Here is a 23,234-nt window from a genome sequence, read left to right as displayed (position 1 = left end):
CGGGGATTGAAAAAGAGACCAACACCGTTGCCCCAAGGAGCAGGGCTTTTAACCCAAGGGTTAGGTCGGCTGCTCTTTCTTCCCCCTACACCCCTACACCCCTACACCCCTACACCCGCCCCAACGGGGCTTGGTAACAGGATGATTCCCTATATACCTATGGTACTCATCCACTGCGAATTTTCGTGATCATATGTGTGAAAAAACATAGATTGCAAACACAGCCTCAAAGCAAAGTTTCAGGCTGAGAATACAAGTAAGAGCGTAAGATAGATTATTGTAGAAGCCAATTTTTCTTGACATTAATACTATCTTAAATAGCAGTGAATGTCTTTAAGTTCTGATAAATATCAACGACTGGTAAATTTACTTGAACAATTGCGTACAGATGTGAGCAATCTTCAAGTAAATTTACCTGAACTGAAACAGCGTGTAGCCAGCTTACAACAATTGTTTGGGCAGGAAATAGTCCCTTTGGCGGAAGATGCCAACTCACGAGAGCAATCTTACCAAACGGAAATGAGCAAGCAGTTACGCTTGTTGGAAGTAGATGTGATGTTTTTGCAGGGGGCGCGGCAAGAATCGACGGTACAGACAAGACTAAAAACAATTAGCGATCGCCTCTCTACTTTAATTCAATATTGTCAGGCGATACTGCAACAAGGGACACAGGAATGAGGGTGTAGGGGTGTAGGGGTGTAGGGGTGTAGGGGTGTAGGGGTGTAGGGGTGTAGGGGTGTAGGGGTGTAGGGGTGTAGGGGTGTAGGGGTGTAGGGGTGTAGGGGTGTAGGGGTGTAGGGGTGTAGGGGTGTAGGGGTGTAGGGGTGTAGGGGTGTAGGGGTGTAGGGGTGTAGGGGTGTAGGGGTGTAGGGGTGTAGGGGTGTAGGGGTGTAGGGAAGACAACATAGATTTTGCGCCATTCCTTACTCTTAAGGTGTTATAATTAGGGGTTGAGCAGGGATAGAATGTATGACTACAGTTGTTATCTTGCCGATATCAGATGCTAGTGGTGAAAAATGTTATCAAGCGATCGCCGGCGATAAGTCTTCTGTATGTAAAACTGCGGGACAGGCTCTAGATGCTTTAACTGCTGAGTTAGGTAAAACGGGATTTAGTGCTTTGTTGGTGATTCAAAGTTTTCGCCCTGATCAGTTTTTTAGTGCCGAGCAGCAAAAACGCTTATCTGAACTGATGAGTTTATGGCACACAGCACGCGACAAAGGACAAGAGCTTTCTTTTGAAGAACAAGCAGAATTAGACAGTCTTGTTGATGCTGAACTCAAAGCTTCTACAGCACGGACAGCATCTCTACTACAGCAAATCAGCCCATGAACCCCTACTATAATTTAGTTGCAGACCGGGCTAACCATCGCTGTGAATATTGTCATGCGCCTGAGTTGATTTTTAATCTTGCTTTTGAAGTTGAACACATTATTCCGCTTTCCAGACAAGGTACAGATGCTGATTCCAATTTAGCCCTTGCTTGTCGCTCCTGCAATCTTCGCAAGGGAACTCGAATTAGTGGAAATGATCCCGAATCAAATATTGACGTTCGCCTTTTTCATCCGCGACAAGATAAATGGAGCGATCATTTTTTAGCAGATATAGTTGTGCAATTACTGGATTTAGAAGCCAGATGAGGCGAGATTTCCAAATTGATCACATTAAACCGATGTCTGAGGGCGGTTTAACTACAGTCAATAATCTACAAGTTCTATCACGTAAAGCCCATACAAAGAAGACAGCTTCAGAGAATACAAAGAGATAATCCTTATTCCTCACTTCTTGTAAAAGTCAATAATTGAGAATCTTCTCAAATGCACCAGAAAAAACTCCATCTTCAATGAGATGGAGTTTTGACGTACTAGAGATGAGGAAACCTGACTGTGATTTTAATTCGCAGTCCGTTTTTGCCGTTTCAGGATGAATATAGCGGCTGCACCAATAGCTAAAATCCAACCGCCGGAGGGTTCGGGGACGCTTGTTTTAAGGGGATTATTGGGTTTGGTGAGGGTTTCTTTACCATCTTCTATTTTGCGGTCAAAGCGATCGCTTGCGGCTTCGGCTTCTTTGAGTAACCGTCTTTGTTCATCGTTGACTAATACCAACATAGAAGAGTATGGACTAACAATCTCATACTTTTTGGCGATCGCGTGAATTGCATCTAAGCTTTTGAGGTTGTCTAACTTGATTTGTTTACTCAAGCTTAAAATTAATTGTCGGGCGGCTAATGGTTGTAAATCTTCTGACTGTTGAGGGTTATCGACCTCTGCGGTATCAGTTTTTTGCAGATACCACGCATAATTATCTACTACACTCACAACAGAGTCACCTATCACTGATTTCATAGCAATTCGTTGCAATACCTCTGCAATATCTTCCGAGACTCCACCGCCAGTATCTTGGATAGATTTGATTATCCCATCGTTGTAGGCTGCGGGTAATCCACCTAAATGCACCATCCATAGAGGCGCAGGTGAAATAACTACAGTCTTATTCTTGCGGGATAATTCATAACTCCCCTCATCACTAATGAGTAATACTGCATCATAGGCTGTATCACCGCGCAGTTGATTAAACTGTTCCAGCATTTCCTGGGGTTGAAGTGTACCGTAAAAGGTAGTTTTTTCCGCTTGGAATTGTTGGATATCATCCAGCCGTTCGGGTGCTGCACCCTTAGCGACACTGATGTATAAATCAGCATCGTTATTAGTTAAATCTTTGTCTGCAAAGCCATGACGTTTTAACCAATCCCAAGTTTGCGATAATTCCTTGGTATGACTATCCATACTGCGGGAAGTATCTAAAACTAAGGCGATGCGCTGATTTTTGGGTAAGGAGTAATCTTTTGGGGATAAAGGCTTGATGACGATCTGATCCCCATTTTCTAAATCTACTTCATGGAGTGCAGGCTGTATCTTACTACTGGCGGGGACAAAAGCTTCTAACCAAACATCCTGTTTAAAGTTGATAGCTTTACCGTTGCGGGTACGTTTAGTATCTTTACTCCAGAAAATATTGCGTTTTTCCCCTAAATCTGGCATCGGCCAACCTTGATCTTTACCCATCACCTTGTAAGTTAGCCATAGGTGCATTTCCGTGGCGCGTGGTGGTTGTCCTTGAATTTGTAGCACATTATTAGGAGGGATGGGAAAAGCCCGCAAGCGATAGTGTCTTGGCCCTACTTGTTCCAACAAAGCCGGATCTACAGGGCGTTCTCTTCTGACTTGAGAATTATAAACTTTTTGGGCAGCACCACGAGGGGAAACAGTGAAAGGAAAACGTTGGGATAGTTTGTTAGTATCTCCCAACCATAATCCAGTAATTACAGCACTTTCTGGTAAAGAAAAGGAGTAAAAAACTTCTTGAACTTCTGGAGTTTGGTTTTTGTAAACTTCGTATAACTCCACATCAGCCCAATCACCATGTTCTTTAACTGTGACTTGTTGTGATGTCAACCAAACCTTTTTCTCGTTGATATTTAATAAACCAGCTTTGACTTCTTGCTGGTTAAAAGTAGATTGTACAGCATGACTAACTGCTGCTTTTTCTGCTTTTTGTAGTGGGGTATCAAAAAATTCTGCGTAAAGCTTTTCGGCTTTTTCCGCATCTTTGCTTAAACCATTATACAAAAATGGTGACATGAGGAAGTTATAGCTATGTTGGATATTCTTAGCTACGCCTTTATTTAAGCCTAGAACGTGCTGATATATGGCACTGATATGATTATTTTCTTCTCTACTGCTGAGGTAGCGATAGGAAGATAAATAAGCGTTAACTAAACCATCACGAACTTCATTTGATTTAGTAAGAATAGTTTGGCGATCGCTATCATTTCTTGGGGCATTCGCTAATAGGGAAAAAGCTAAAACTTGCGGTTGTTGCTGTAAGGAAATAAAGCTAATGACAAAGGCAATTAAAACAGCACTAGCACCAGCTATAGTCTTTTTAATTCCGTAGTCTCTAGCAAAAGTTTGTAAAATTCTATAGCCAGAATTTACATACATTGCTGCTAGTGCTGAAGGCATGAAAATAAATAAAGTGGCACTAAAAGTTAACAGCAGTAAGCCAAGAGTAACTGACCAAAAATCAGTAAACACATAGGTTAAAGCTTTTAGCCACTCAAATTTAATCAACTCTTGCAGCAATGACACAGCTAGGGGTAAGGCATAAAATAGTAAAATCACACCTGCATAAATGCCAAATAGCAACATTAAAGTATGTGCTACCATTTGTACCCATTGCAGAGCATTTTTCCTTCTAGAAGCATAACCCCAAAATAATTCGCCGCTAAATGCCACAATACAAATACTAATTGTGGACAGAATTTGAGTGCTAGCTGGTGTTAATTCCCGAATCAGAAATAAACGTAGTAAACACAAAACAAATAGTGGTGCTTCTACGCCATAAAATAAGCGGATGAGTTGTAGGGGTTTTTTGATGAAGAATTTGCCACCAATTATTGAACAAACTGTTGGTATGGCGATTAAGGCAACTAGTGTTACAGAAAATTCTGCGGGGATATCACCCTGTAAGGTGGCTTGGAATAATGGTACAGCTATCCAAGGCATTATCCCAAAATAGACAAACATTAAAAATGTTAAGTTCCACAGCCAAAATATGGCGTAAAAGGTAGTATTCCAGAAAATCTTCACAGCTTGATACCCTCCTATTAGCAGTGATTAATGCTTCTACAGAATCCAGTTGTCACATTCCCCATTTTGGATAGATAAATTAAATAAATTTTTACAATCTTGCCAGCTTTGGGGCAAATGGTGGCAGGGGTAGCCCACAAAATCAATAATCCAGTTAATTTTATCCACATTAGACCTATTGCATAAATGCTAAAGCTGTCATGTTGAGCAAAGCGAAACATCTCAAAGATTCTACATTTTATTCAGAATTACACATCTCATTTTTGGACTTTTGCAAGAGGTCTATTGTTTTTACGTTCGAGCGTTAATCAATCTAGATTTATTCTTTTAGGTTAAATGCTTAATAATAGGAATTTCAATAACAAATTCTATACCTTCTTTTGAAGTGGAGTTACAATATATCTTTCCAGAATGTTTCTCCACAACAATCTGGTAACTAATTGATAGTCCTAGTCCTGTACCCTGGCCTACTGCTTTAGTCGTAAAAAATGGATCAAATAATTTATCACGAATATTTTCTGGAATACCTATCCCATTATCAATAATCCGAATTTGTATCCAAGAGTCATTTAGTTGTTGAGTGCAAATCCAAATCGCAGAAGGGTTATTTTTGACTTCATTAACTGTACGTTGCAAGTTGTATTCATGTAAAGCATCTATGGCATTAGTCAGAATATTCATAAATACCTGATTCAGTAAACCAGGATAACATTCAACTAACGGTAATACACCATATTCTTTAATTATCAAAATTTCTGGCTGTTTGTCTATAGCTTTCAAGCGGTGAGATAGAATCATCAAAGTACCATCAATACCTTCATGAATATCTACTGCTTTAATGTCTGCTTCATCAAGGCGAGAAAAATTACGCAGAGATTTAACAATTTTCTCAACTCTGTCAGTACCAATTTCTATAGAGTTCAGAATTTTGACAAAATCTTCTTGGATAAATTCTAAATCAATATCTTTAATTTGTGCTTGGATATTTTCTGGAGGATGACTATAATATTCTTGATAACTACCTATAAGTGTTAATAAATGCTGAGAATATTCTTTGACATAATTAATATTGCATTTAACAAAAGTGATGGGATTATTTATTTCATGGGCAATACCAGCTACCATTTCACCCAATGAAGACATTTTTTCGGTTTGAATTAATTGTATTTGGGTTTGTTGTAGTCGTTGTAATGTTTGAGTTAGTTGAGCATTTTTCTTTCTCAATTCTTCCGCTCTTTTTTCTACACGTACTTCTAATTCATGATTTATACTTTTTAGGGTTTTCTGAGCAATTTTACTACTTTTTAGATAATTTTTTAATAAACGTAATACTAATAACCATGAAGGAATAAGAAAAACCAAACTAGTAAATGAAGCACAAATTGACCAGAATAAGTATCTACGATATTTTAAAATTCTATTATCTACCTGAACAGAGATACTTTGATTTATCCTGGTAACACCTAGGGAGTATTTTTGTTTTTCTAATTCATATTCTGGACTTGATAAAAGTAATTTAGCTGCAAGTTCTTGTCCATTTTTAACTAAATTAAAAGATTTAGACTCCATTGCTACTAAACGTTGATTTGCCGCATCAGTTTCTTTTGCTTCTTGATTATTGTAAGCTTGGGGTGCAATTTTAATTGACTCTTTGATTGCTGCATCTAGTAGAGGTTCAAATTTACGATATCTTGTTTCCCAAATAGAATTACCTGTGGCAGCATTCATGCGGGCTGACATCGTAAGAACTTCATCATAATAAGTGATTTTATCACTAAGATTTTGTAGTTTCAGTTCATTTTTAATAATACTATTAAAATCATTGTAAGCTTGCCAAGTAATCCATATTTGAGGTGAGAATAAAACTAGAGTGAGTACAACAGTGATAGTAATTAACTGCGATGGGCGAAGTTTGAATGGAAGCCGTAGAAAGTCTAAACATATTGATTTAATATCTATCTTGTGAAACATAATGAGACTATATATTAATTTTGTTAAGATACCGATTTTAAACTAATAGGATTAAGTATTACATTTGCTGTATTTTTTCTAGTGCTATTAATATTTTTATTTAAAGATTTACATTGAACTTTTGCTTAAGAAAAATATATGATTTTTATCTGCGATCGCATAAAAAGGAACTGTGTTTGGGAACACCCCAGTTACCACCTCTGAAATATGTATTAGTGTTTGTGATTAACAAACACTATTGTCTATTTTAATACCTGTATATACCTCCGTATTTTCTCTTAATCTTGTGAAAAATTAAAAATCAAGAACCAAATAGTTAAAGCAATGAAGAAACAATCATCTGCCTAAATCAATTTGCCAACAAAAAAATAATCGAATTATTTTATAAAAAATATGAAGTATATCTTCACATAAAAATTAGTATAAATGCGAATCACTAAGCTGGTAAAGTTAGGAAATAATGGTAGTAATACCCAAAAAGGTTGTTGCTATTGTCTAAGCAATAAACCTCAGTTATATAATTTGGAACTTTAAAATAATGCAGAAAAATTATTTGCAAAAAAGTCTTTTAGCAACCATCACAGTCTTTTCCTTATTATCAGGAATAACCCAGTCTGCTTATGCACAATCTAGAAACGTATTTGGAGCAATCTCTTACTCTCCTTCTACTCAAACTTATTCATCAGGACTTGCTAGTTCCAAGCAAGCAGCTATTAATGCGGCTTTGAGGAATTGTGTACGTGATAGTCAGGCTCAAGATTGCACAGTACCACTGTGGTTTAAAAATGCTTGGGGTGCTTTAGCTGTGGGTGCTGATGGTAGTTATGGAACAGGATGGGGAACTAGCCAAGCTTTAGCAGGAAAGTTTGCTGTCAGCACCTGTCAACGTTACGGCGGACAAAATTGTCAAGTTATTTTTATCAGACAAGCGAAATAACTAGTTGGACACAATTAAGTCTCAATAATTCGTGAGATGCAAGATCCCGGACTTTTCTAAGAAGTTCGGGATTTTTCGCATTTATTTGCAAATAGATGATCTAATTCTCAGTTATTCCTTATTAACCTCAAGGCTGTAACTTGGTGAGTCGGTTCATACTTTAATTTAAAGAATTTGATACACTAGCTTAAATTTAAAAATATCCAAGCTGGTCGCTTTAGACTGATAACTAAACTATGACTAAAGATTTATTTTGTATAGAAAATTTGCGTGTCGCCTATCCACAGCGTAGCGGGGAAGAACTACAGTGGGCAGTTGATGATGTATCTTTTACCTTACAACCTGGTGAAAGAATGGGATTGGTTGGTGAATCGGGTTGTGGTAAATCTACCTTGGGACGGGCGGCGATGCGTCTGCTACCAGCCTCTAGTCGAGTGGAAGGGCGGGTAACGTTTCAAGGGGAAGCAGTATTTGATTTAACTCCAAACCAATTGCGGAAATTTCGGGGGGAAGCTGTAGCATTAATTTTCCAAGACCCGATGACGCGGCTTGATCCTCTGATGACAATTGGTAATCACTGCATTGAAACTTTGCAAGCGCATTTACCAGAGTTATCAACCAAGGAAGCCAAGGAAAAAGCACTGGCTACTTTAGCAAAGGTGAAGATTCCCGCTAATCGGTGGAATCAGTACCCCCATGAGTTTAGCGGTGGTATGCGTCAACGGGTAGCGATCGCCCTAGCTTTACTTCTTAATCCTAAATTAATTGTGGCAGATGAACCTACCACCAGCTTAGATGTCACCGTCTCCGCCCAGATTTTACAAGAATTAACCCGCCTCTGTAGTGAGGAAAATATGGCACTGCTGCTAATTTCTCACGATTTAGCAATGGTGGCGGAGTATTGCGATCGCATTGGGGTAATGTACCAAGGCAAAATGGTAGAAATGGGTTCTACAGATACTGTCTTTAAGAATCCCCAACATGAATATACGCGATCGCTCCTGCAAGCAGCGTTACATATTCAATCCGTTGATGAAGTGGCGACTGGGGACTCTTTACTGGGGACTGGGGAAAATCACACTCAATCCCCAATCCTGCGAGTAACGGAACTCAAGCAGTATTACACTATCGAACCTAACTTTATAGAACGACTATTTAAGGCGGAAAGTCAAACTATTAAGGCTGTAGATGGGATTAATCTGGAATTGTATCCAGGGGAAATTCTGGGATTAGTTGGTGAATCTGGATGCGGTAAAAGCACACTATCGCGGACGATATTACAGTTAATTCGTCCCACATCTGGGAAAGTGGAATTTTTAGGACAAGATTTAACTAAATTATCCCGTCCAGAAATTCGCGCTTGTCGCCGACAAATTCAAATGGTGTTTCAAGACCCCCATGCTTGTCTTAACCCAGCTATGACGGTGGGACAAAGTATAGGCGATCCTTTATTAATTCATCATCTAGCTGATGCAGCCAAAGCCAAAGAACAGGTGTTATGGATGTTGGAGAAAGTCGGCTTAACACCAACGGAATTATATTATCAACGTTATCCATCAGACTTGTCTGGGGGACAACAGCAACGGGTAGCGATCGCACGGGCTTTAATTACTCGTCCTAAACTATTAATCTGCGACGAACCCGTGAGTATGTTAGATGCGAGTGTACAGTCCCAAGTGCTGGAATTGATGTTGCAATTAAAGGATGAGTTTGAGTTGACCTATTTGTTTATTACTCATGACCTGTGGTTAGCAAGATTTTTATGCGATCGCATTGCTGTGATGCACGGTGGTAAAATTGTCGAACTTGGTGCAACAAAAGCAATTTTTGCTAACCCACAACACCCCTACACCCAAACTCTCCTAGCTGCTGCTCCTTTACTAGCACGAGCTTAAGAAAAATCAACCGAATTGCCCCAAAATTCAGATGAAAGAGGGGCATATATTCCTACATCAATTATGAGAAAATCCGCTTCATAAGAGCTAAGACTACTCATTTATAAACGCGATTTATCGCGTCTTTTCAGACAAATTGTCTAATAAATAATCCTTAACTAAACTATATTAAATCGCTTATATATAGGACTCATATTTGATTTTTGAGCAGATAAATAGTCCAGTAGGGTGTGTTAGCGACAGCGTAACGCACCTTCCCCAATGCCTTCGGTGCGTTACGGCTTACGCCTAACACACCCTACTTCTGAACTATATTCAATTGTTTATATATCAAGCTTTATTTTTCTTTTATTGCAAAGTGTAAGAACACTGTGATATGCTTTCGTTACTAAATAAATGCCCTTGTAATTATCTAATAGTAAGCAGGTTCGGGTAATGTTGCACGTAACGATCTCTTCGGTAGCCTTAAATAGTTGGGTGTATCCACCTTAAGGTGCAGCGTCAGCATTGCATATTAGAAATATTTGCAACTATTCGTATAGGAATCCAGGTAAATTCTAGTTCAGCTTTGGCACTATGGCTAAAGAGTTTAGCCTGTGGATTGGTCTGTGTTGAAAATAAGTAATTCATGCGATGTATTACTTATTTTTGAAACCCCTCTCCAAACCTCTCCCCTAAAACTGTAGAGACGTTGCATACAACGTCTCTACATATTCCCCCTTCCCTACAAGGTAAGGGTTTGGGGGTTAGGTTTGAGAGAAAGTTGCACACAGCGTTAATTCGTAATCAGAGCAGCTTACAACAGGAAATTACGAATTATTAATTACTGAATTACATTGACAAATGGGCTATTTTAGGTGTGAATTACACACTGCCAACTTTGTATGAATAAGCGGAGATAGGAGGAAAATTGAACGGAACAATTTTGAGGCGAGAGTGGTTTTTTAACACTCAGCGAGACATTATGGCGGGTGCGGTTGTGGGACTAGCACTCATTCCAGAGGCGATCGCCTTTTCGATTATTGCTGGGGTTGATCCCAAAGTGGGGCTATATGCCTCATTTATTATCGCTGTCATGACAGCCTTTTTAGGCGGTAGACCAGGGTCAATTTCCGCCGCTACAGGGGCGATGGCTTTGTTGATGATTGATTTAGTCAAAGATCATGGGTTGCAGTATTTATTCGCCGCCACCTTGTTAACAGGGTTATTTCAAGTTGTATTTGGGGTGCTAAAACTCGGTCGCCAAATGAGATTTGTCCCCAGGGCGGTGATGATTGGTTATATTAATGCCCTAGCGGTGTTAATTTTCCTCGCCCAGTTACCCCAACTGACGAATGTACCGCCCACCGTATATATATTGACTCTCCTTTCCTTGGGGATTATTTATATTCTGCCGCGCTTTACCAAAGCCGTCCCCTCTCCCTTGGTGGCTTTGGCGGTGATGACTATAGCCGCGATCGCACTCAAACTTAAAGTTCCCACCGTCGGGGATATGGGAGAGTTACCGACTGCGCTACCAAGTTTTGCTCTTCCCCAAGTGCCGTTAACTCTAGACACATTAAAGATTATTCTGCCCTATTCTTTGACATTGGCGATCGTTGGTTTGTTAGCTTCATTTTTAACTGCTTCATTAGTAGATGAACTCACAGATACCCCCAGCGATAAAAACCAAGAAGCCAAAGGGCAAGGTATTGCAAATATCGTTACAGCGTTTTTTGGCGGGATGGCTGGATGTGGGATGATTGGGCAATCTGTGATTAATGTGCAGTCTGGCGGACGGGGGAGATTATCAACCCTGGCGGCTGGAGTGTTCCTATTAATTGCCATTTTATTTTTACAGGATTGGGTGAAACAAATGCCGATGGCGGCACTAGTAGCCGTGATGATTATGGTGTCAATTGGGACATTTCGCTGGACATCCTTCAAAAATCTTCCCCGCATTCCCCGCACTGAAACCGCCGTCATGTTAACGACGATGTTTGTGACAATTTTCACCCGTAATTTTGCCCTGGGTGTTGTGACAGGCATCGTTATGAGTACAGTATTTTTCTCTAACAAAATTGCCCAGTTAGTATTTGTCGATAAAGTGTTGAGTGAAGATGGTTTGCATCGCATCTATAAAGTAGCTGGACAAATTTTCTTTTTATCTAGAGATGAATTTCTAGGGTTTTTTGATTTTACAGAACTGGTTGAGCGCGTCACCATTGATTTAACTCATGCTCACCTGTGGGATCAAGGGGCAGTGGAGGTACTTGATAGAGCAGTATTGAAATTTCGCCGCAATGGGGCAGAAGTAGAACTAGTTGGATTGAATGAAGCTAGTGCTACCTTACTGAATAAATTAGCAACTCATCAAAAATCTGACACTGTGAACAAGTAGTAAATTGCCATTCCACCCTTTAATCAACAGGGGCTAAAACCACCATGAAAAACATTTTACTTTGTACCGATGGTTCAGCTTATGCTGAAAATGTATATCGATATGGAGCTTGGTTTGCTCATCAAGTCCCAGCCCAAATTAATGTTTTGTTTGTCACCGATATTCGCAGCCAAAAAGTTGCTTCTACGGGTAACTTAAGCGGTAGCATTGGACTGGGAGCTTCAGAACAATTACTGCATGATTTAGTTAACTTAGAACATGAAAAAGCCAAGTTGAACAATCAACGGGCAAGATTAATTTTACAAAATGCCGCCGAAACTCTCAAAGCTGAGGGTATAGAAGATTTTAATTTAACTAATAAAACAGGCTTTTTAGTAGATTGTTTTCATGAATTTGAAAAAAATTCAGACTTAATTGTTTTAGGTAAACGGGGAGAAGCCGCAGATTTTGCATCGGGACATTTAGGAGCAAATTTAGATCGAATTATTCGTAGTAGTAGTAAGCCGTGCTTAGTTACTCCCCTTGAATTTAAACAGATTGAGCGTGTTTTAGTTGCTTATGATGGTAGTTTAACGGGGCAAAAGATACTACAATTTTTAGTAGATTATCCTGTCTTTCAAAGTTTAGAGATACATTTACTAACTGTAGCTAAAAGTAACTCAGATCAAACAGCAGTAGCCAGACTGAATGAAGCTAAACAAGGGTTGCAAAAAGCTAGATTTGAGCCGGTTTGTCGCCTTCTAGAAGGTGAACCAGAACAAGCTATAGTTCAATATGTGCAAGAAAATAACATTAATTTATTGATGATGGGGGCTTACGGACATAGCCGCATTCGTCATCTGGTAATTGGTAGCACCACAATTCAAATCCTTCGCAGCAGCAATATTCCCGTACTGGTATTTCGATAAATCTTGTTTAAATACTTACCCTGATTGTGTTCAAATAGGTCTAATTGAGAGTAATAATACGGTGTCCATTAACCCAATCAACAAAATTCATTTTCGCAATTGGCGCGGCGACCTATTTGGGGGCTTAACTGCGGCGATTGTGGCTCTACCCTTAGCCCTAGCCTTTGGGGTTGCTTCCGGTGCAGGGGCGATCGCGGGACTCTATGGTGCGATCATCGTCGGCTTTTTTGCTGCCCTATTTGGCGGAACACCAGCCCAAGTTTCTGGCCCTACAGGGCCAATGACTGTGGTAGTCACAACAGTCATTTCTACCTTGATGGCGCGTTATCCTGGTACGGGGTTAGCAATGGCATTTACCGTTGTCATGTTGGGCGGGCTACTGCAAATCCTGTTTGGGGTAATGCGCTTAGGACAATATATCACCCTCCTACCCTACACCGTCATCTCTGGCTTCATGTCAGGGATTGGCGTAATTATCATTTTGCTGCAATTGCCCCCCTTACTAGGTCATGCAGGCACGGGTGGCGTAGTCACAACCCTACAACAACTACCCACCTATCTAAGTGATCCCAATTGGGTTGCTATAGGGTTGGGATTACTCACCTTGCTGATTGTCTTTGCCACTCCCACCAAACTGAATCGGTTTTTACCTTCCCCCCTATTGGCATTGGTGGTGGTAACAATTGTCTCAGTGGTGGTAGTGGTGGTCTTCAAAGATGCCAATGTGACGCGCATTGGTAAGATTCCTAGCGGATTACCCACCTTCCGAATGCCTACCTTTAATATCCGCGAGTTAGCAGATATGCTCAGGTATGGGCTGATGTTAGGGGTGTTGGGAGCGATCGATTCGCTGTTAACTTCCTTGGTGGCTGATAATATTTCCCGTACTCAGCATGATTCTGACAAAGAGTTGATTGGGCAAGGGATTGGCAATATGTTGGCGGGGTTATTTGGAGGATTACCTGGTGCAGGCGCAACCATGCGGACTGTCGTAAATGTCCAAGCTGGAGGGAAAACACCCCTATCCGGGATGATTCATGCCCTGGTACTGCTGTTAGTCGTGTTTTGGGCAAGTCCATTAACTGCACAGATTCCTAATGCAGTGCTGGCGGGACTGTTATTAAAGGTAGGTATTGATATTCTCGATTGGGGATTTATCAAACGTGCGCCCCGTCTTTCTTTGAAGGGTACGGGATTAATGTATTTGGTATTGTTTCTCACCGTATTTGTAGATTTAATTACGGCGGTACTAGTAGGCGCGTTTATTGCCAATGTCCTAACTATTAAACGGTTAAGCGATGTCCAAAGTGATAATATTCAAGTCATTACTGACCCCACAGGAAATCACAATCTTACTCCCACCGAGCAAGAAATCCTCACCCAAGCCGGAGGGGATATTTTGCTACTTAAATTGGGGGGGCCAATGAGCTTTGGTGCAGCTAAAAGTATTTCTCGTCGGATGTCATTGGTGCAGAACTATCAAGCAATAGTATTAGATTTGAGTGAAGTCCCCAATATTGGAATTACGGCGGCACTCGCCATTGAATCTATAGTAGAGGATGCGATCGCACATCATCGTCATGTCTGGATTGTCGTCACCCCTGGACAAGTAGAACGGCGCATTACCCACCTTGACTTACAGCGATTCTGTAAGCCTCAGCATACACAGGATGCTTCTTCTGCCAAGTTGTCAGCCCAAATTAATCAGGTAGAAAGCCGCTTACAGGCGTTAGAATCAGCGTTTGCGGTGATTCAGTCAGATACAGACCTAACCCCCAACCCCTTCCCTACAAGGGAAGGGGAGTAAAGCCGCATTTCTCACAAACAGTAGGGGCGGGTTCACAGATATGCTCAAATCATTCACGAATATTTCGCTCAATCCGCCCCTACTCTGGACTGAGGTTCGCATACAGGCGTTAGAATCAGCGTTTGCGGTGATTCAGTCAGATACAGACCTAACCCCCAACCCCTTCCCTACAAGGCTATCCATTATAAACATCTTTCTTAACATTTCGAGAGTATTAACTCACGTCTCTAGAACCCTGATTCGTTCGTTTTTCATTCTCAATAAAAACACTGTTTTAGCAAGAAGAGTAAATGATGATTTGTCAAGTATGCTTAAAGTTTCAGTCCTTAAGATGCTTATAGAGCAAGGGTTTGAAGATTGTAAAGAAAGATGTGGGTAACGTATAGCCCTACAAGGGAAGGGGAGTAAAGCCGCATTTCTCACAAACAGTAGGGGCGGGTTCACAGATATGCTCAAATCATTCACGAATATTTCGCTCAACCCGCCCCTACTCTGGACTGAGGTTGCAATAATTGGTGAGAAATCCGGGTAAAGCTCAAAGCCTCTCTCCTTGTAGGCTAAGGTGTACACACAAGTGCTACCCACATACATTTCAGAAACTTGAGAAAATTCTCAACTGTCATGTTGAATGTAGCGACAGCGCAATGAAACATCTAGAGACTACGGTGCAAGACCGAGATTCTTCCTTCCGCTCCGCTCCACTCAGAATGACATTTCAGGGCTATAAAGCAAGTGTTGACTGGGATTTTAAGACTTGTGTGTACACCGTAGCCTTGTAGGAGAGAGATTTGGAGAGAGGTTAGAGTGTATTGCATACAAACGAGAACTTCTATATTCATAACACCATCATTCAACCTCAGAACTAGAAGATTCTCCTTTGCAGCAAGAACATTCTCACTGGAAACAGGAAAGTTCTCGTTTGAAACAGAAAGATTCTCGTTTATAACAAGAACGTTCTCACTGGAAACAAGAATACTTTAGTTGCAAACAGGAACATTCTCGTTTGCAACACGAAAGTTCGGGTTCTGAACATGAAACTTTGAGTTCAGAACAGGAAACTTGGAGATAAAAGCTAGAGTGATGAGGTTGGGAAGGTAAATTTTCGTGTTCTCATTAGAGATGATCGCGTAAAATTGCTAAATTCTCACGCAAAGTCACAGTATTAGGATGATTCGCTCCTAAACTTCGCTCCAAAATATCTAAAGCTTGGAGTAACAGGGGTTCGGTTTGGTTGTACTTTCCTTGGGAATAGTAGAGATATGCCAAGTTGTTGAAGCTGGTGGCAACATCGGGATGATTGTCTCCCAGCAGGCGTTTAGAGAGTTCTAAAGCTTGGAGTAACAGGGGTTCGGCTTGATCGTACTTTCCTTGGGATTTGTAGAGTCCTGCCAAGTTGTTGAGGCTTTGGGCAACATCGGGATGATTGTCTCCCAGCAGGCGTTTAGAGAGTTCTAAAGCTTGGAGTAACAGGGGTTCGGCTTGATCGTACTTTCCTTGGGATTTGTAGAGTCCTGCCAAGTTGTTGAGGCTTTGGGCAACATGGGGATGATTGTCTCCCAGCAGGCGTTGTCTGAGTTCTAAAGCTTGGAGATACAGGGGTTCGGCTTGGTCGTACTTTCCTTGGGAATTGTAGAGATATGCCAAGTTGTTGAGGCTGGTGGCGACATGGGGATGATTGTCTCCCAGCAGGCGTTTAGAGAGTTCTAAAGCTTGGAGATACAGGGGTTCGGCTTGGTCGTACCGTCCTTGGGAATTGTAGAGTAATGCCAAGTTGTTGAGGCTGGTGGCGACATGGGGATGATTGTCTCCCAGCAGGCGTTTAGAGAGTTCTAAAGCTTGGAGATACAGGGGTTCGGCTTGGTCGTACTTTCCTTGGGAATTGTAGAGTAATGCCAAGTTGTTGAGGCTGATGGCGACATGGGGATGATTGTCTCCCAGCAGGCGTTTAGAGAGTTCTAAAGCTTGGAGATACAGGGGTTCGGCTTGGCCGTACTTTCCTTGGGAATTGTAGAGATATGCCAAGTTGTTGAGGCTGATGGCGACATGGGGATGATTGTCTCCCAGCAGGCGTTTATCGAGTTCTAAAGCTTGGAGATATAGGGGTTCGGCTTGGCCGTACTTTCCTTGGGAATAGTAGAGATTTGCCAAGCTGTTGAGGCTGATGGCGACATGGGGATGATTGTCTCCCAGCAGGCGTTTAGAGAGTTCTAAAGCTTGGAGATACAGGGGTTCGGCTTGATCATACTTTCCTTGGGAATAGTAGAGATATGCCAAGTTGTTGAGGCTGGTGGCGACATGGGGATGATTGTCTCCCAGCAGGCGTTGTCTGAGTTCTAAAGCTTGGAGATACAGGGGTTCGGCTTGGTCGTACTTTCCTTGGGAATAGTAGAGATATGCCAAGTTGTTGAGGCTGGTGGCGACATCGGGATGATTGTCTCCCAAGCGGTTTTGTACTGTTGATAAACACTGTTGATTCCAAGGTTCGGCTTGGGTATATAACCCTTGTCCTTGATAGAAGTCACCTAAGCCAATGAAAGGCTTAATGAAATCTTCATCACTGATATATTGAATGAGATGGTTTGCTACTTCAGCTATGTGTGGTATGGCAAGGGAAACAGCGTTAATTTTTTCAAGGGTAGGAGTCTGAGGAATTTGTTTAGCAACTGCTACCATTACCTGACAAAACGATCGCCTAAATTCCTCTACTTGCTCTAAACCTGTAAACTTAGATTGGAAAAATTCCCGCAGCAGTGGATGTAGTTGATAGATTCCCTCACCTTTGCGCTGGAGTAGATGCAGATTCAATAATTTATCATCCCGAATTTCTTCTAACTCATCCTCATCTTTGTCTGTTAAGCATTGTTCTACTAAGTTCCAGGGTATGGGTGCGGTTGCAAATAAACTGAGTACACAGCCTAATAACTTATCATCCTCTGCTAATTCCTGCCAACTCAACTCAAAGGCGGCTTTTATTCCCCGTTGTGCTGTCATATCTGCTTCTGGGTTGACAGTTGCAGGTTGTTCTAGCCGCTTTTCCTTTAATCGCCCCATCATTTTCGATAGGGATAAATCCGGTTTCCGCGCCAGATATCGCCCCACCAACTCTAAACCCAAAGGCAAATACCCCAGCCATTCACACAACTGTTTTGCTACATCTAATTCTCTCTCAATTCGCCCTGGTGTTTCTGCCAGCAAAGACCGTAACAACTCCAACGCTGCATCTGGTTGTAATACATCTAAAGGTAATTGCTTGATGGCTGCACCCAACTTTTTGCGGGTAGTCATCAACACTTTAAATCTAGAAGATGCGCCCTGTAGGTAAGGTCTGATTTGCTGGTAATCTGTAACATCATCCACCACCAGCAGCACATTACCCTCACGCCAATACCGCCAGCAGTATTGTACTTGTGCAGGTAAATCAAATTCTTCTGGTGGCTTTAAATCAAGCTGAGTTCTGGCAAACCGCACCACTTGAACGCCAAAATCCTCAACTTTCGCCTGTAACCAGCACAGTCCACCTTTGTAGTTTTCGCGCTGAGTCATGGCATATTGCAAGGCGAGTTCTGTTTTACCCAGTCCACCCATTCCCAAAATAGCCGCAATGGCTACACTTCGACTACGCTCAGTCAGCACTTGGTTATTTTCTTGCAATAGTTTGTCGAGTTCTTCCAGTTCTTGATCACGTCCCACAAATTTCACCACCCCACTCAGGGGTAAATTTTGCGGTATTTCAGGATTTGACTTTACCCGTTCCTGTTCGGGCGACTGTAGTCAGTTGTATGTGTTGTGCTGTTCCTGAATTGTGATTTGTTGGGCAACCATTGCCCCTTTTTCCGCTTGGATACGTTCTGCTAACTTGGCAAAGTTATTAACAATTGCTGGCTGCGCTTGAATTTCTGCGGCTAATTTTTGAATCTCCTCAGCACTCTGGGACTGATCTTGATTGATTGTGGCTTCTACTTCCCGTACTGATTGAGCAATTTCGGTATCTGTATCGGCTGCTGCTTTCAACTCCAACACAGCTTTACCATAATCTAACGCTTCCTGTGCGTTTCCCTCTGGCGTATTCGCTAACAAGGGCAGCTTATTTTTCTGGCGTAGCTTGGCGATTAACTCGTTACTTTTTTCTAATGCTGCTTCCCCCAGCTTTTCGCCTGTTTTTTCTAAAGCCTTAGTTAAAACTATAGTAGCGATCGCAGTTCCTACGGCTGTTAATGTTACTGCTTCCATAACTTAACGATAATATTACGAGATTATACTGATTTTTCTCAGCATAACAGTTTCTCAACAGAGAAAAAAGCACAAATTATAACGGTTTGCCGTTTAATAGAATACAGACCTAACCCCTAACCCCTTCCCTACAAGGGAAGGGGAATATGTAGAGAGGTTTGGAGAGAGGTCAAAACTGTGCTACACCCAACGGAGAACCACTATATATTGGCTTTGGAGTAGGAATAGCGATCGCCGCAGGTTATATTATCGCTGTACTGAGAACAATCAGGACTTCAGTCCTGACTACGAACCTTTGCCTAACCTCCAGTTCAATCGCTACCTGCAATTAATTTAATGTTTTCTCTACTTGAGCCATATAATTCCACAAATCTTTTAAACAGCAACATATTCGCTTGTTTTGATACCCGACTTAATTTAAATAAACGCTCAATATCAATTTCTGCTAAATTACGCAGATAAGGTAAATCTTCAAACAGTGTTAAGCAAGAAGCAAAATGCAAAAGTATTTGCAATATTGGTTTAGGCCATTTGAGATCACTATAAATTTCTATAAATAACCGATGTTCTTTGTCAGTTAACGGAAAAACGTAAAATATAACAATTATTCTTTTGTTATTATAAACTGGAATACTTAATTCAATAGTATGAGGAGTATGTAATATTAAATCAACCTCAACTATAGGTTGTCTCCAAATTTTTAGAGGATTAATAGGAGAATCTAATAGAGTTTCAAATTTGATGATTCCACCAATATTAGTTGGTCGAAAATCACTAACATTCACAACTTTTAAGTTATTTAAACTGAAATTATGAACGGTTTCTAAATGTTTCAGATTTAATAGATGATAAATTTGGCAAAGATAAGGAAAAGGCAAAATATACTCTTGACTGATCATGTGTCTTTTCTTTAAATCAAGCTTATTCCCTTGAGTTAGACACAAATATCTTTGATATGGCTTGATATTAATATCTTCATCAAAATTATCTTCTGGTTTTAGATACAACCAAAATAAAAAGAAGAAAGACGTTATAAAAATCTGCAATATTTCTGTTGGTGATAAATACCCATCAGCAAAGGCCGCCATACTTCTATCCGTGATTCCGAAAAGCCAAGATGGGATACCAAAGAACCAGACACCTATTTTAAACTTATTGATGAACTGATAAAACTCAAATTCTACAGACGTTGTTTTTTCCTGTTTTTCTTGTAATTCATGGTTATTTTCAGGCATATTAATCGGCATGGAGAATCCTTTATTAAGATTCATTACCATACCAATATTAGGGAGAAAAAATATGATATTACTCTACCTTTGGCTGTAAAAGAGAGTGGAGATTATTTCTCTTTAAATCACAACTAAAATTGAAAAATTAGGACTTTAGAGAGAGGAGTCATAACCGATAAGCAGTTGAAGTCACTGTACCTGAACCAAATTGCTTTACCAATCCCTTGAAAAGCACCCGTGATAATTACGGTGGGAAACATAGAATTGTGGCGATGAAAGCTGTATTATTTTTGAATCTTTGATTAAAATCTTCTTCAAAACGGCAGTAATGACCATCCGTCATGCGAATGAGACTGACTTATCTACAATAGTAGCAATTTACAATGCGGCGATTCCTAGCCGCCTCGCAACGGCTGATTTAGAACCCGTTTCTTTAGAAAGCCGCCGGGCTTGGTTTCAGGGGCGATCGCCTGGCTTACGTCCCCTTTGGGTCATCGAACAAGAGGGTGTAATTGCTGGATGGCTGAGTTTCCAATCATTTTACGGACGACCAGCTTATCATGCAACTGCCGAAATTAGTGTTTATATCGCCCCACCTTTCCATCAGCGCGGTTTAGGAAAGCAACTTTTAGCTACAGCAATTCACGAAAGTCCCAAATTAGGTTTAAAAACTTTGTTGGGGTTTATTTTTGCTCACAATCAACCAAGTTTAAAACTGTTCCAATCTTTAGGATTTGAAAAGTGGGGACATTTACCCCAAGTTGCAGAACTAGATGGAGTAGAACGAGATTTAGTAATTATGGGATTGCGAATTTAGAATTTTAATTTACCATCCCCAACTACCGGGGCCACCTTTGAACGGCCCAACAATATCGCTAGTTACCCAACCACCATAAAAGTTTCCTGGTTGTGGTTCTACCTTTTCCCCATCTACATAGCAAACATCCATCATATGGACATAAAAAGCCACATGATCTTGGATAGATGCAAAAGCTAGTGTAGGACTGGCGTAAAACCAAGCCGCATTCTGCACTTCTTTCTCCCCGACGCGGATTGTATAGTAACCAGCGCGTCCCTTCCACTCACAAAAGCTAGATTGTGGTGTCAAGACCAGATGTTCCATTTTAATATCCGCCGGGGGGATGTAGTAGGAGGGTGGATGGCTGGTTTCTAAAACACGTTTGGCGTTGTGGGTGTCTGCGATCGCTACGCCGTTAAAAATTACCTGAATGTGTTTATTTGTGTCTTCCAAGCGAGGAGGACGGGGATAATCCCATACTGATTCTTGTCCGGGGTTTGGTTCAATACGTTGGGGATACATAGTAACAATTCAAAATTCAAAATTGAAAATGACGCTCGATGACTCGCTCTAAGCGAAGCTATGCCGAAGGCTTTACGCTGCGCTAACAAAATTCAAAAGCAACCACAAATATCAGAGCTTATACCGAGTGCATTACTTCGCTCATTACTCATTACTCCAGGACTTACGCAAGTGTCACAATTGGTTGTTGGTGCGTGACGCTATAAGTCTCATGACTACGTTCAAATATTCTCGCTGCGTCACGCACCCTACAGAAAAATATGCCCGTTGCGTAAGTCCTATACTCACTACTCATTACTCATTACTCATTACTCAGCACTCAGCACTCTCATCGTACTTCTTTCAAACTCTCAACTTGGTTAGTAAACATCTCAGTAAACAAACTCATTACTGTCCGTTCTTCTCTGACTTTTATATTAGCACTGAGGGACATACCTGATTGCAAAGAAATTTTCTGATCTTTAATATCTAGGTATTGTTTATCTAACCGAATTCTGGCAGGGAATCGATAGAATTGATAGTTTTGATCTGGTGGTAGTGCATCTGATCCTATGTCAATTAACTCCCCTTTAATATCGCCGAATTGGCTGAATGGGAATGAGTCAATTCTGACATCAGCTTTCATCCCTTTACGTACAAAACCAATATCTCTATTGGTGATAAAAACATCAGCAATAAATTTATCATTGGGTACAATTTCTAGGATTTTTTGGGTGGAGTTAGCTACAAAACCAGGAGTTTTTGCTTGTAAATTAAAAATAGTTCCTGATACGGGCGCGCGTAATTGTTGATACTTTAAATCTAACTGTGATTGAGAAAGTTTACTGTTGATATCTGCTAAATTTTGCTCGTTATTTAGCACAATTTTCATGAATTGGCTATCAATATCAGCAATGCGCTTTTTGTTGTCTGCTATCTTTTCTAAAATGGTTTTATCAGTAGCTGCAACAGTATTGTAGGCTTGTTGTGTTCCTTTTTCTATATCAAACTGGAGGCGTTTTTTTTCTTCCCCTAATTGCTCTATCTCTGCCGTAAGGTTTTGTACCTGTTGTTGTTGATTGAGGTACTGTAGCTGGGAAATACCGCCTTCTTCAGAGAGGATTTTTAGCCTATCTAAAATCTTCTGCTGGATATCTAAACTTGCTTCTGTATCTTGGAGTTTGACTACAGTTTGGGATAGTTGTTTTTCGATTTTGGCAACTTCTAATCGTGCGGCAGATACACGAGTATCTAATTCTGTTTGAGAAACTTGTAGCTGTTGTTGCTGATCACGATCTAATCCTATTCCTGTAGTAGAGTTTTTTAATTGAGTACGCAACAATTCATTTTCTGAAACTAAAGCCACCCGACTTTTTAATAAAAATTCTGCATCTCTTGGCAATCTAACTCTAGAAAATGCTAGTTCGGAAGTAATGCCAGAACTAGTAGAATTCATTAATTGACGATAAAGCTGATTTTCTTGAATTAAATTGCTGCGAATCTTATTTAAAGCATTTAATTGAGCAATGGTAGCAACAGTTTCAAAGGTTATTAATAAGTCTCCTTTGAGAACTTTTTCTCCATCTTTTATATGTACTTCTTTGACGACTCCATTAACTGGTGATTGTACTTCTTTCACTGTTCCCTCTGGCTTTAATTGGCCAGTAGCGGGTACTACCTGTTCAATTTTGGCGAAATATGCCCAAGTAATACCAAAACAAGCTAAGGCCATTAAGACAAGCATGATTGTGCGTGACCACACAGGAGATTGACGCAGTACAACCGATTGCTCAAATTCTTCATTGTTGGTCTGAATTAATTCTTGATTATTAGCCTTGGGGGGCGATGAGAGAACTTGAGCATCGACTGCGATCGCTTGATCCTGTTTGCCGTTACCGTTATTAGGTCTAAGTTGAGTCATA

18 protein-coding genes are annotated in these 23,234 nt (G+C 40.8%); 10 read left to right on the top strand and 8 right to left on the bottom strand.

Annotated features, from left to right (window positions below):
* Positions 1–327 precede the first annotated feature (327 nt).
* Positions 328–678, top strand: a complete 351-nt coding sequence (gene patD / locus L6494_RS23625; protein ID WP_237990167.1) for a heterocyst frequency control protein PatD — start codon at positions 328–330, stop codon at positions 676–678.
* Here the strand turns inward: patD and L6494_RS23620 are convergent.
* Positions 645–920 carry a hypothetical protein gene (locus L6494_RS23620; RefSeq protein ID WP_237990166.1) on the bottom strand — a complete coding sequence of 92 codons (276 nt, stop codon included), beginning with the start codon at positions 918–920 and terminating at the stop codon, positions 645–647. The two genes, patD and L6494_RS23620, sit on opposite strands and share 34 nt — an antisense overlap.
* Positions 921–969: 49 nt before the next feature.
* Here L6494_RS23620 and L6494_RS23615 point away from each other — a divergent pair, with 49 nt between their 5' ends.
* Genes L6494_RS23615 through L6494_RS31190 form a run of 3 tightly spaced genes read left to right on the top strand, consistent with a single transcriptional unit; the run spans position 970 to position 1,768 of the window.
* On the top strand, positions 970–1,332 hold the full coding sequence (locus tag L6494_RS23615; RefSeq protein WP_237990165.1) for a hypothetical protein: 363 nt from the start codon (positions 970–972) through the stop codon (positions 1,330–1,332).
* Entirely contained in the window at positions 1,329–1,640 is a 312-nt protein-coding gene (locus tag L6494_RS23610) for an HNH endonuclease (RefSeq protein ID WP_237990164.1), read from the top strand. The genes L6494_RS23615 and L6494_RS23610 overlap by 4 nt, the downstream gene beginning before the upstream one ends.
* A complete protein-coding gene (locus tag L6494_RS31190; RefSeq protein WP_442946969.1) occupies positions 1,580–1,768 on the top strand; it encodes an HNH endonuclease signature motif containing protein in 189 nt (62 codons plus the stop codon). The genes L6494_RS23610 and L6494_RS31190 overlap by 61 nt, the downstream gene beginning before the upstream one ends.
* Positions 1,769–1,892: 124 nt before the next feature.
* Here the strand turns inward: L6494_RS31190 and L6494_RS23605 are convergent, their stop codons facing one another.
* The gene (locus L6494_RS23605) at positions 1,893–4,655 is read right to left on the bottom strand and encodes a TIGR02921 family PEP-CTERM protein (RefSeq protein WP_237990163.1); all 2,763 of its coding nucleotides are present in this window, start codon (positions 4,653–4,655) and stop codon (positions 1,893–1,895) included.
* Between the two features lie 327 nt (positions 4,656–4,982).
* Positions 4,983–6,626 carry a sensor histidine kinase gene (locus L6494_RS23600; protein WP_237990162.1) on the bottom strand — a complete coding sequence of 548 codons (1,644 nt, stop codon included), beginning with the start codon at positions 6,624–6,626 and terminating at the stop codon, positions 4,983–4,985.
* 538 nt (positions 6,627–7,164) lie between these two features.
* Here L6494_RS23600 and L6494_RS23595 point away from each other — a divergent pair.
* From L6494_RS23595 to L6494_RS23575, 5 genes are all read left to right on the top strand, one after another.
* Entirely contained in the window at positions 7,165–7,563 is a 399-nt protein-coding gene (locus tag L6494_RS23595; protein WP_237990161.1) for a DUF4189 domain-containing protein, read from the top strand.
* A gap of 236 nt (positions 7,564–7,799) precedes the next feature.
* Complete coding sequence (locus L6494_RS23590) at positions 7,800–9,458, top strand: dipeptide ABC transporter ATP-binding protein (protein WP_237990160.1); 1,659 nt, start codon at positions 7,800–7,802, stop codon at positions 9,456–9,458.
* Positions 9,459–10,422: 964 nt separating this feature from the next.
* Positions 10,423–11,838, top strand: a complete 1,416-nt coding sequence (locus L6494_RS23585) for a SulP family inorganic anion transporter (protein ID WP_237996244.1) — start codon at positions 10,423–10,425, stop codon at positions 11,836–11,838.
* Positions 11,839–11,882: 44 nt separating this feature from the next.
* The gene (locus L6494_RS23580; RefSeq protein WP_237990159.1) at positions 11,883–12,746 is read left to right on the top strand and encodes a universal stress protein; all 864 of its coding nucleotides are present in this window, start codon (positions 11,883–11,885) and stop codon (positions 12,744–12,746) included.
* Positions 12,747–12,807: 61 nt separating this feature from the next.
* Entirely contained in the window at positions 12,808–14,553 is a 1,746-nt protein-coding gene (locus L6494_RS23575; RefSeq protein WP_237990158.1) for a SulP family inorganic anion transporter, read from the top strand.
* A gap of 1,113 nt (positions 14,554–15,666) precedes the next feature.
* Here L6494_RS23575 and L6494_RS23570 read toward each other — a convergent pair.
* From L6494_RS23570 to L6494_RS23560, 3 genes are all read right to left on the bottom strand, one after another.
* Entirely contained in the window at positions 15,667–18,243 is a 2,577-nt protein-coding gene (locus L6494_RS23570; RefSeq protein WP_237990157.1) for a tetratricopeptide repeat protein, read from the bottom strand.
* An 81-nt stretch (positions 18,244–18,324) separates the two neighbouring features.
* A complete protein-coding gene (locus tag L6494_RS23565; protein WP_237990156.1) occupies positions 18,325–18,783 on the bottom strand; it encodes a hypothetical protein in 459 nt (152 codons plus the stop codon).
* Positions 18,784–19,094: 311 nt separating this feature from the next.
* Complete coding sequence (locus tag L6494_RS23560) at positions 19,095–20,030, bottom strand: hypothetical protein (protein WP_237996242.1); 936 nt, start codon at positions 20,028–20,030, stop codon at positions 19,095–19,097.
* Between the two features lie 310 nt (positions 20,031–20,340).
* Here L6494_RS23560 and L6494_RS23555 point away from each other — a divergent pair, with 310 nt between their 5' ends.
* Positions 20,341–20,829, top strand: coding sequence for a GNAT family N-acetyltransferase (locus tag L6494_RS23555; protein ID WP_237990155.1), 489 nt, complete (start codon positions 20,341–20,343; stop codon positions 20,827–20,829).
* 9 nt (positions 20,830–20,838) lie between these two features.
* Here the strand turns inward: L6494_RS23555 and L6494_RS23550 are convergent, their stop codons facing one another.
* Complete coding sequence (locus tag L6494_RS23550; protein WP_237990154.1) at positions 20,839–21,333, bottom strand: DUF427 domain-containing protein; 495 nt, start codon at positions 21,331–21,333, stop codon at positions 20,839–20,841.
* A gap of 328 nt (positions 21,334–21,661) precedes the next feature.
* Positions 21,662–23,233, bottom strand: coding sequence for an HlyD family efflux transporter periplasmic adaptor subunit (locus tag L6494_RS23545; RefSeq protein ID WP_237990153.1), 1,572 nt, complete (start codon positions 23,231–23,233; stop codon positions 21,662–21,664).
* Position 23,234: the final 1 nt, after the last annotated feature.

This window comes from Nostoc sp. UHCC 0870 (assembly GCF_022063185.1).
Taxonomy (GTDB): domain Bacteria; phylum Cyanobacteriota; class Cyanobacteriia; order Cyanobacteriales; family Nostocaceae; genus Trichormus.
Note: the sequence above shows the minus strand (reverse complement) of the source record. Positions and strands in the feature narration are given on the sequence as shown.

Coding starts and splice junctions, on each gene's coding strand:
- patD (WP_237990167.1), top strand. CDS start 328: ATGTCTTTAAGTTCTGATAAATATCAACGACTGGTAAATTTACTTGAA.
- L6494_RS23620 (WP_237990166.1), bottom strand. CDS start 920: ATGGCGCAAAATCTATGTTGTCTTCCCTACACCCCTACACCCCTACAC.
- L6494_RS23615 (WP_237990165.1), top strand. CDS start 970: ATGACTACAGTTGTTATCTTGCCGATATCAGATGCTAGTGGTGAAAAA.
- L6494_RS23610 (WP_237990164.1), top strand. CDS start 1,329: ATGAACCCCTACTATAATTTAGTTGCAGACCGGGCTAACCATCGCTGT.
- L6494_RS31190 (WP_442946969.1), top strand. CDS start 1,580: ATGGAGCGATCATTTTTTAGCAGATATAGTTGTGCAATTACTGGATTT.
- L6494_RS23600 (WP_237990162.1), bottom strand. CDS start 6,626: ATGTTTCACAAGATAGATATTAAATCAATATGTTTAGACTTTCTACGG.
- L6494_RS23595 (WP_237990161.1), top strand. CDS start 7,165: ATGCAGAAAAATTATTTGCAAAAAAGTCTTTTAGCAACCATCACAGTC.
- L6494_RS23590 (WP_237990160.1), top strand. CDS start 7,800: ATGACTAAAGATTTATTTTGTATAGAAAATTTGCGTGTCGCCTATCCA.
- L6494_RS23585 (WP_237996244.1), top strand. CDS start 10,423: ATGGCGGGTGCGGTTGTGGGACTAGCACTCATTCCAGAGGCGATCGCC.
- L6494_RS23580 (WP_237990159.1), top strand. CDS start 11,883: ATGAAAAACATTTTACTTTGTACCGATGGTTCAGCTTATGCTGAAAAT.
- L6494_RS23565 (WP_237990156.1), bottom strand. CDS start 18,783: ATGGAAGCAGTAACATTAACAGCCGTAGGAACTGCGATCGCTACTATA.
- L6494_RS23560 (WP_237996242.1), bottom strand. CDS start 20,030: ATGCCGATTAATATGCCTGAAAATAACCATGAATTACAAGAAAAACAG.
- L6494_RS23555 (WP_237990155.1), top strand. CDS start 20,341: ATGACCATCCGTCATGCGAATGAGACTGACTTATCTACAATAGTAGCA.
- L6494_RS23550 (WP_237990154.1), bottom strand. CDS start 21,333: ATGTATCCCCAACGTATTGAACCAAACCCCGGACAAGAATCAGTATGG.
- L6494_RS23545 (WP_237990153.1), bottom strand. CDS start 23,233: ATGACTCAACTTAGACCTAATAACGGTAACGGCAAACAGGATCAAGCG.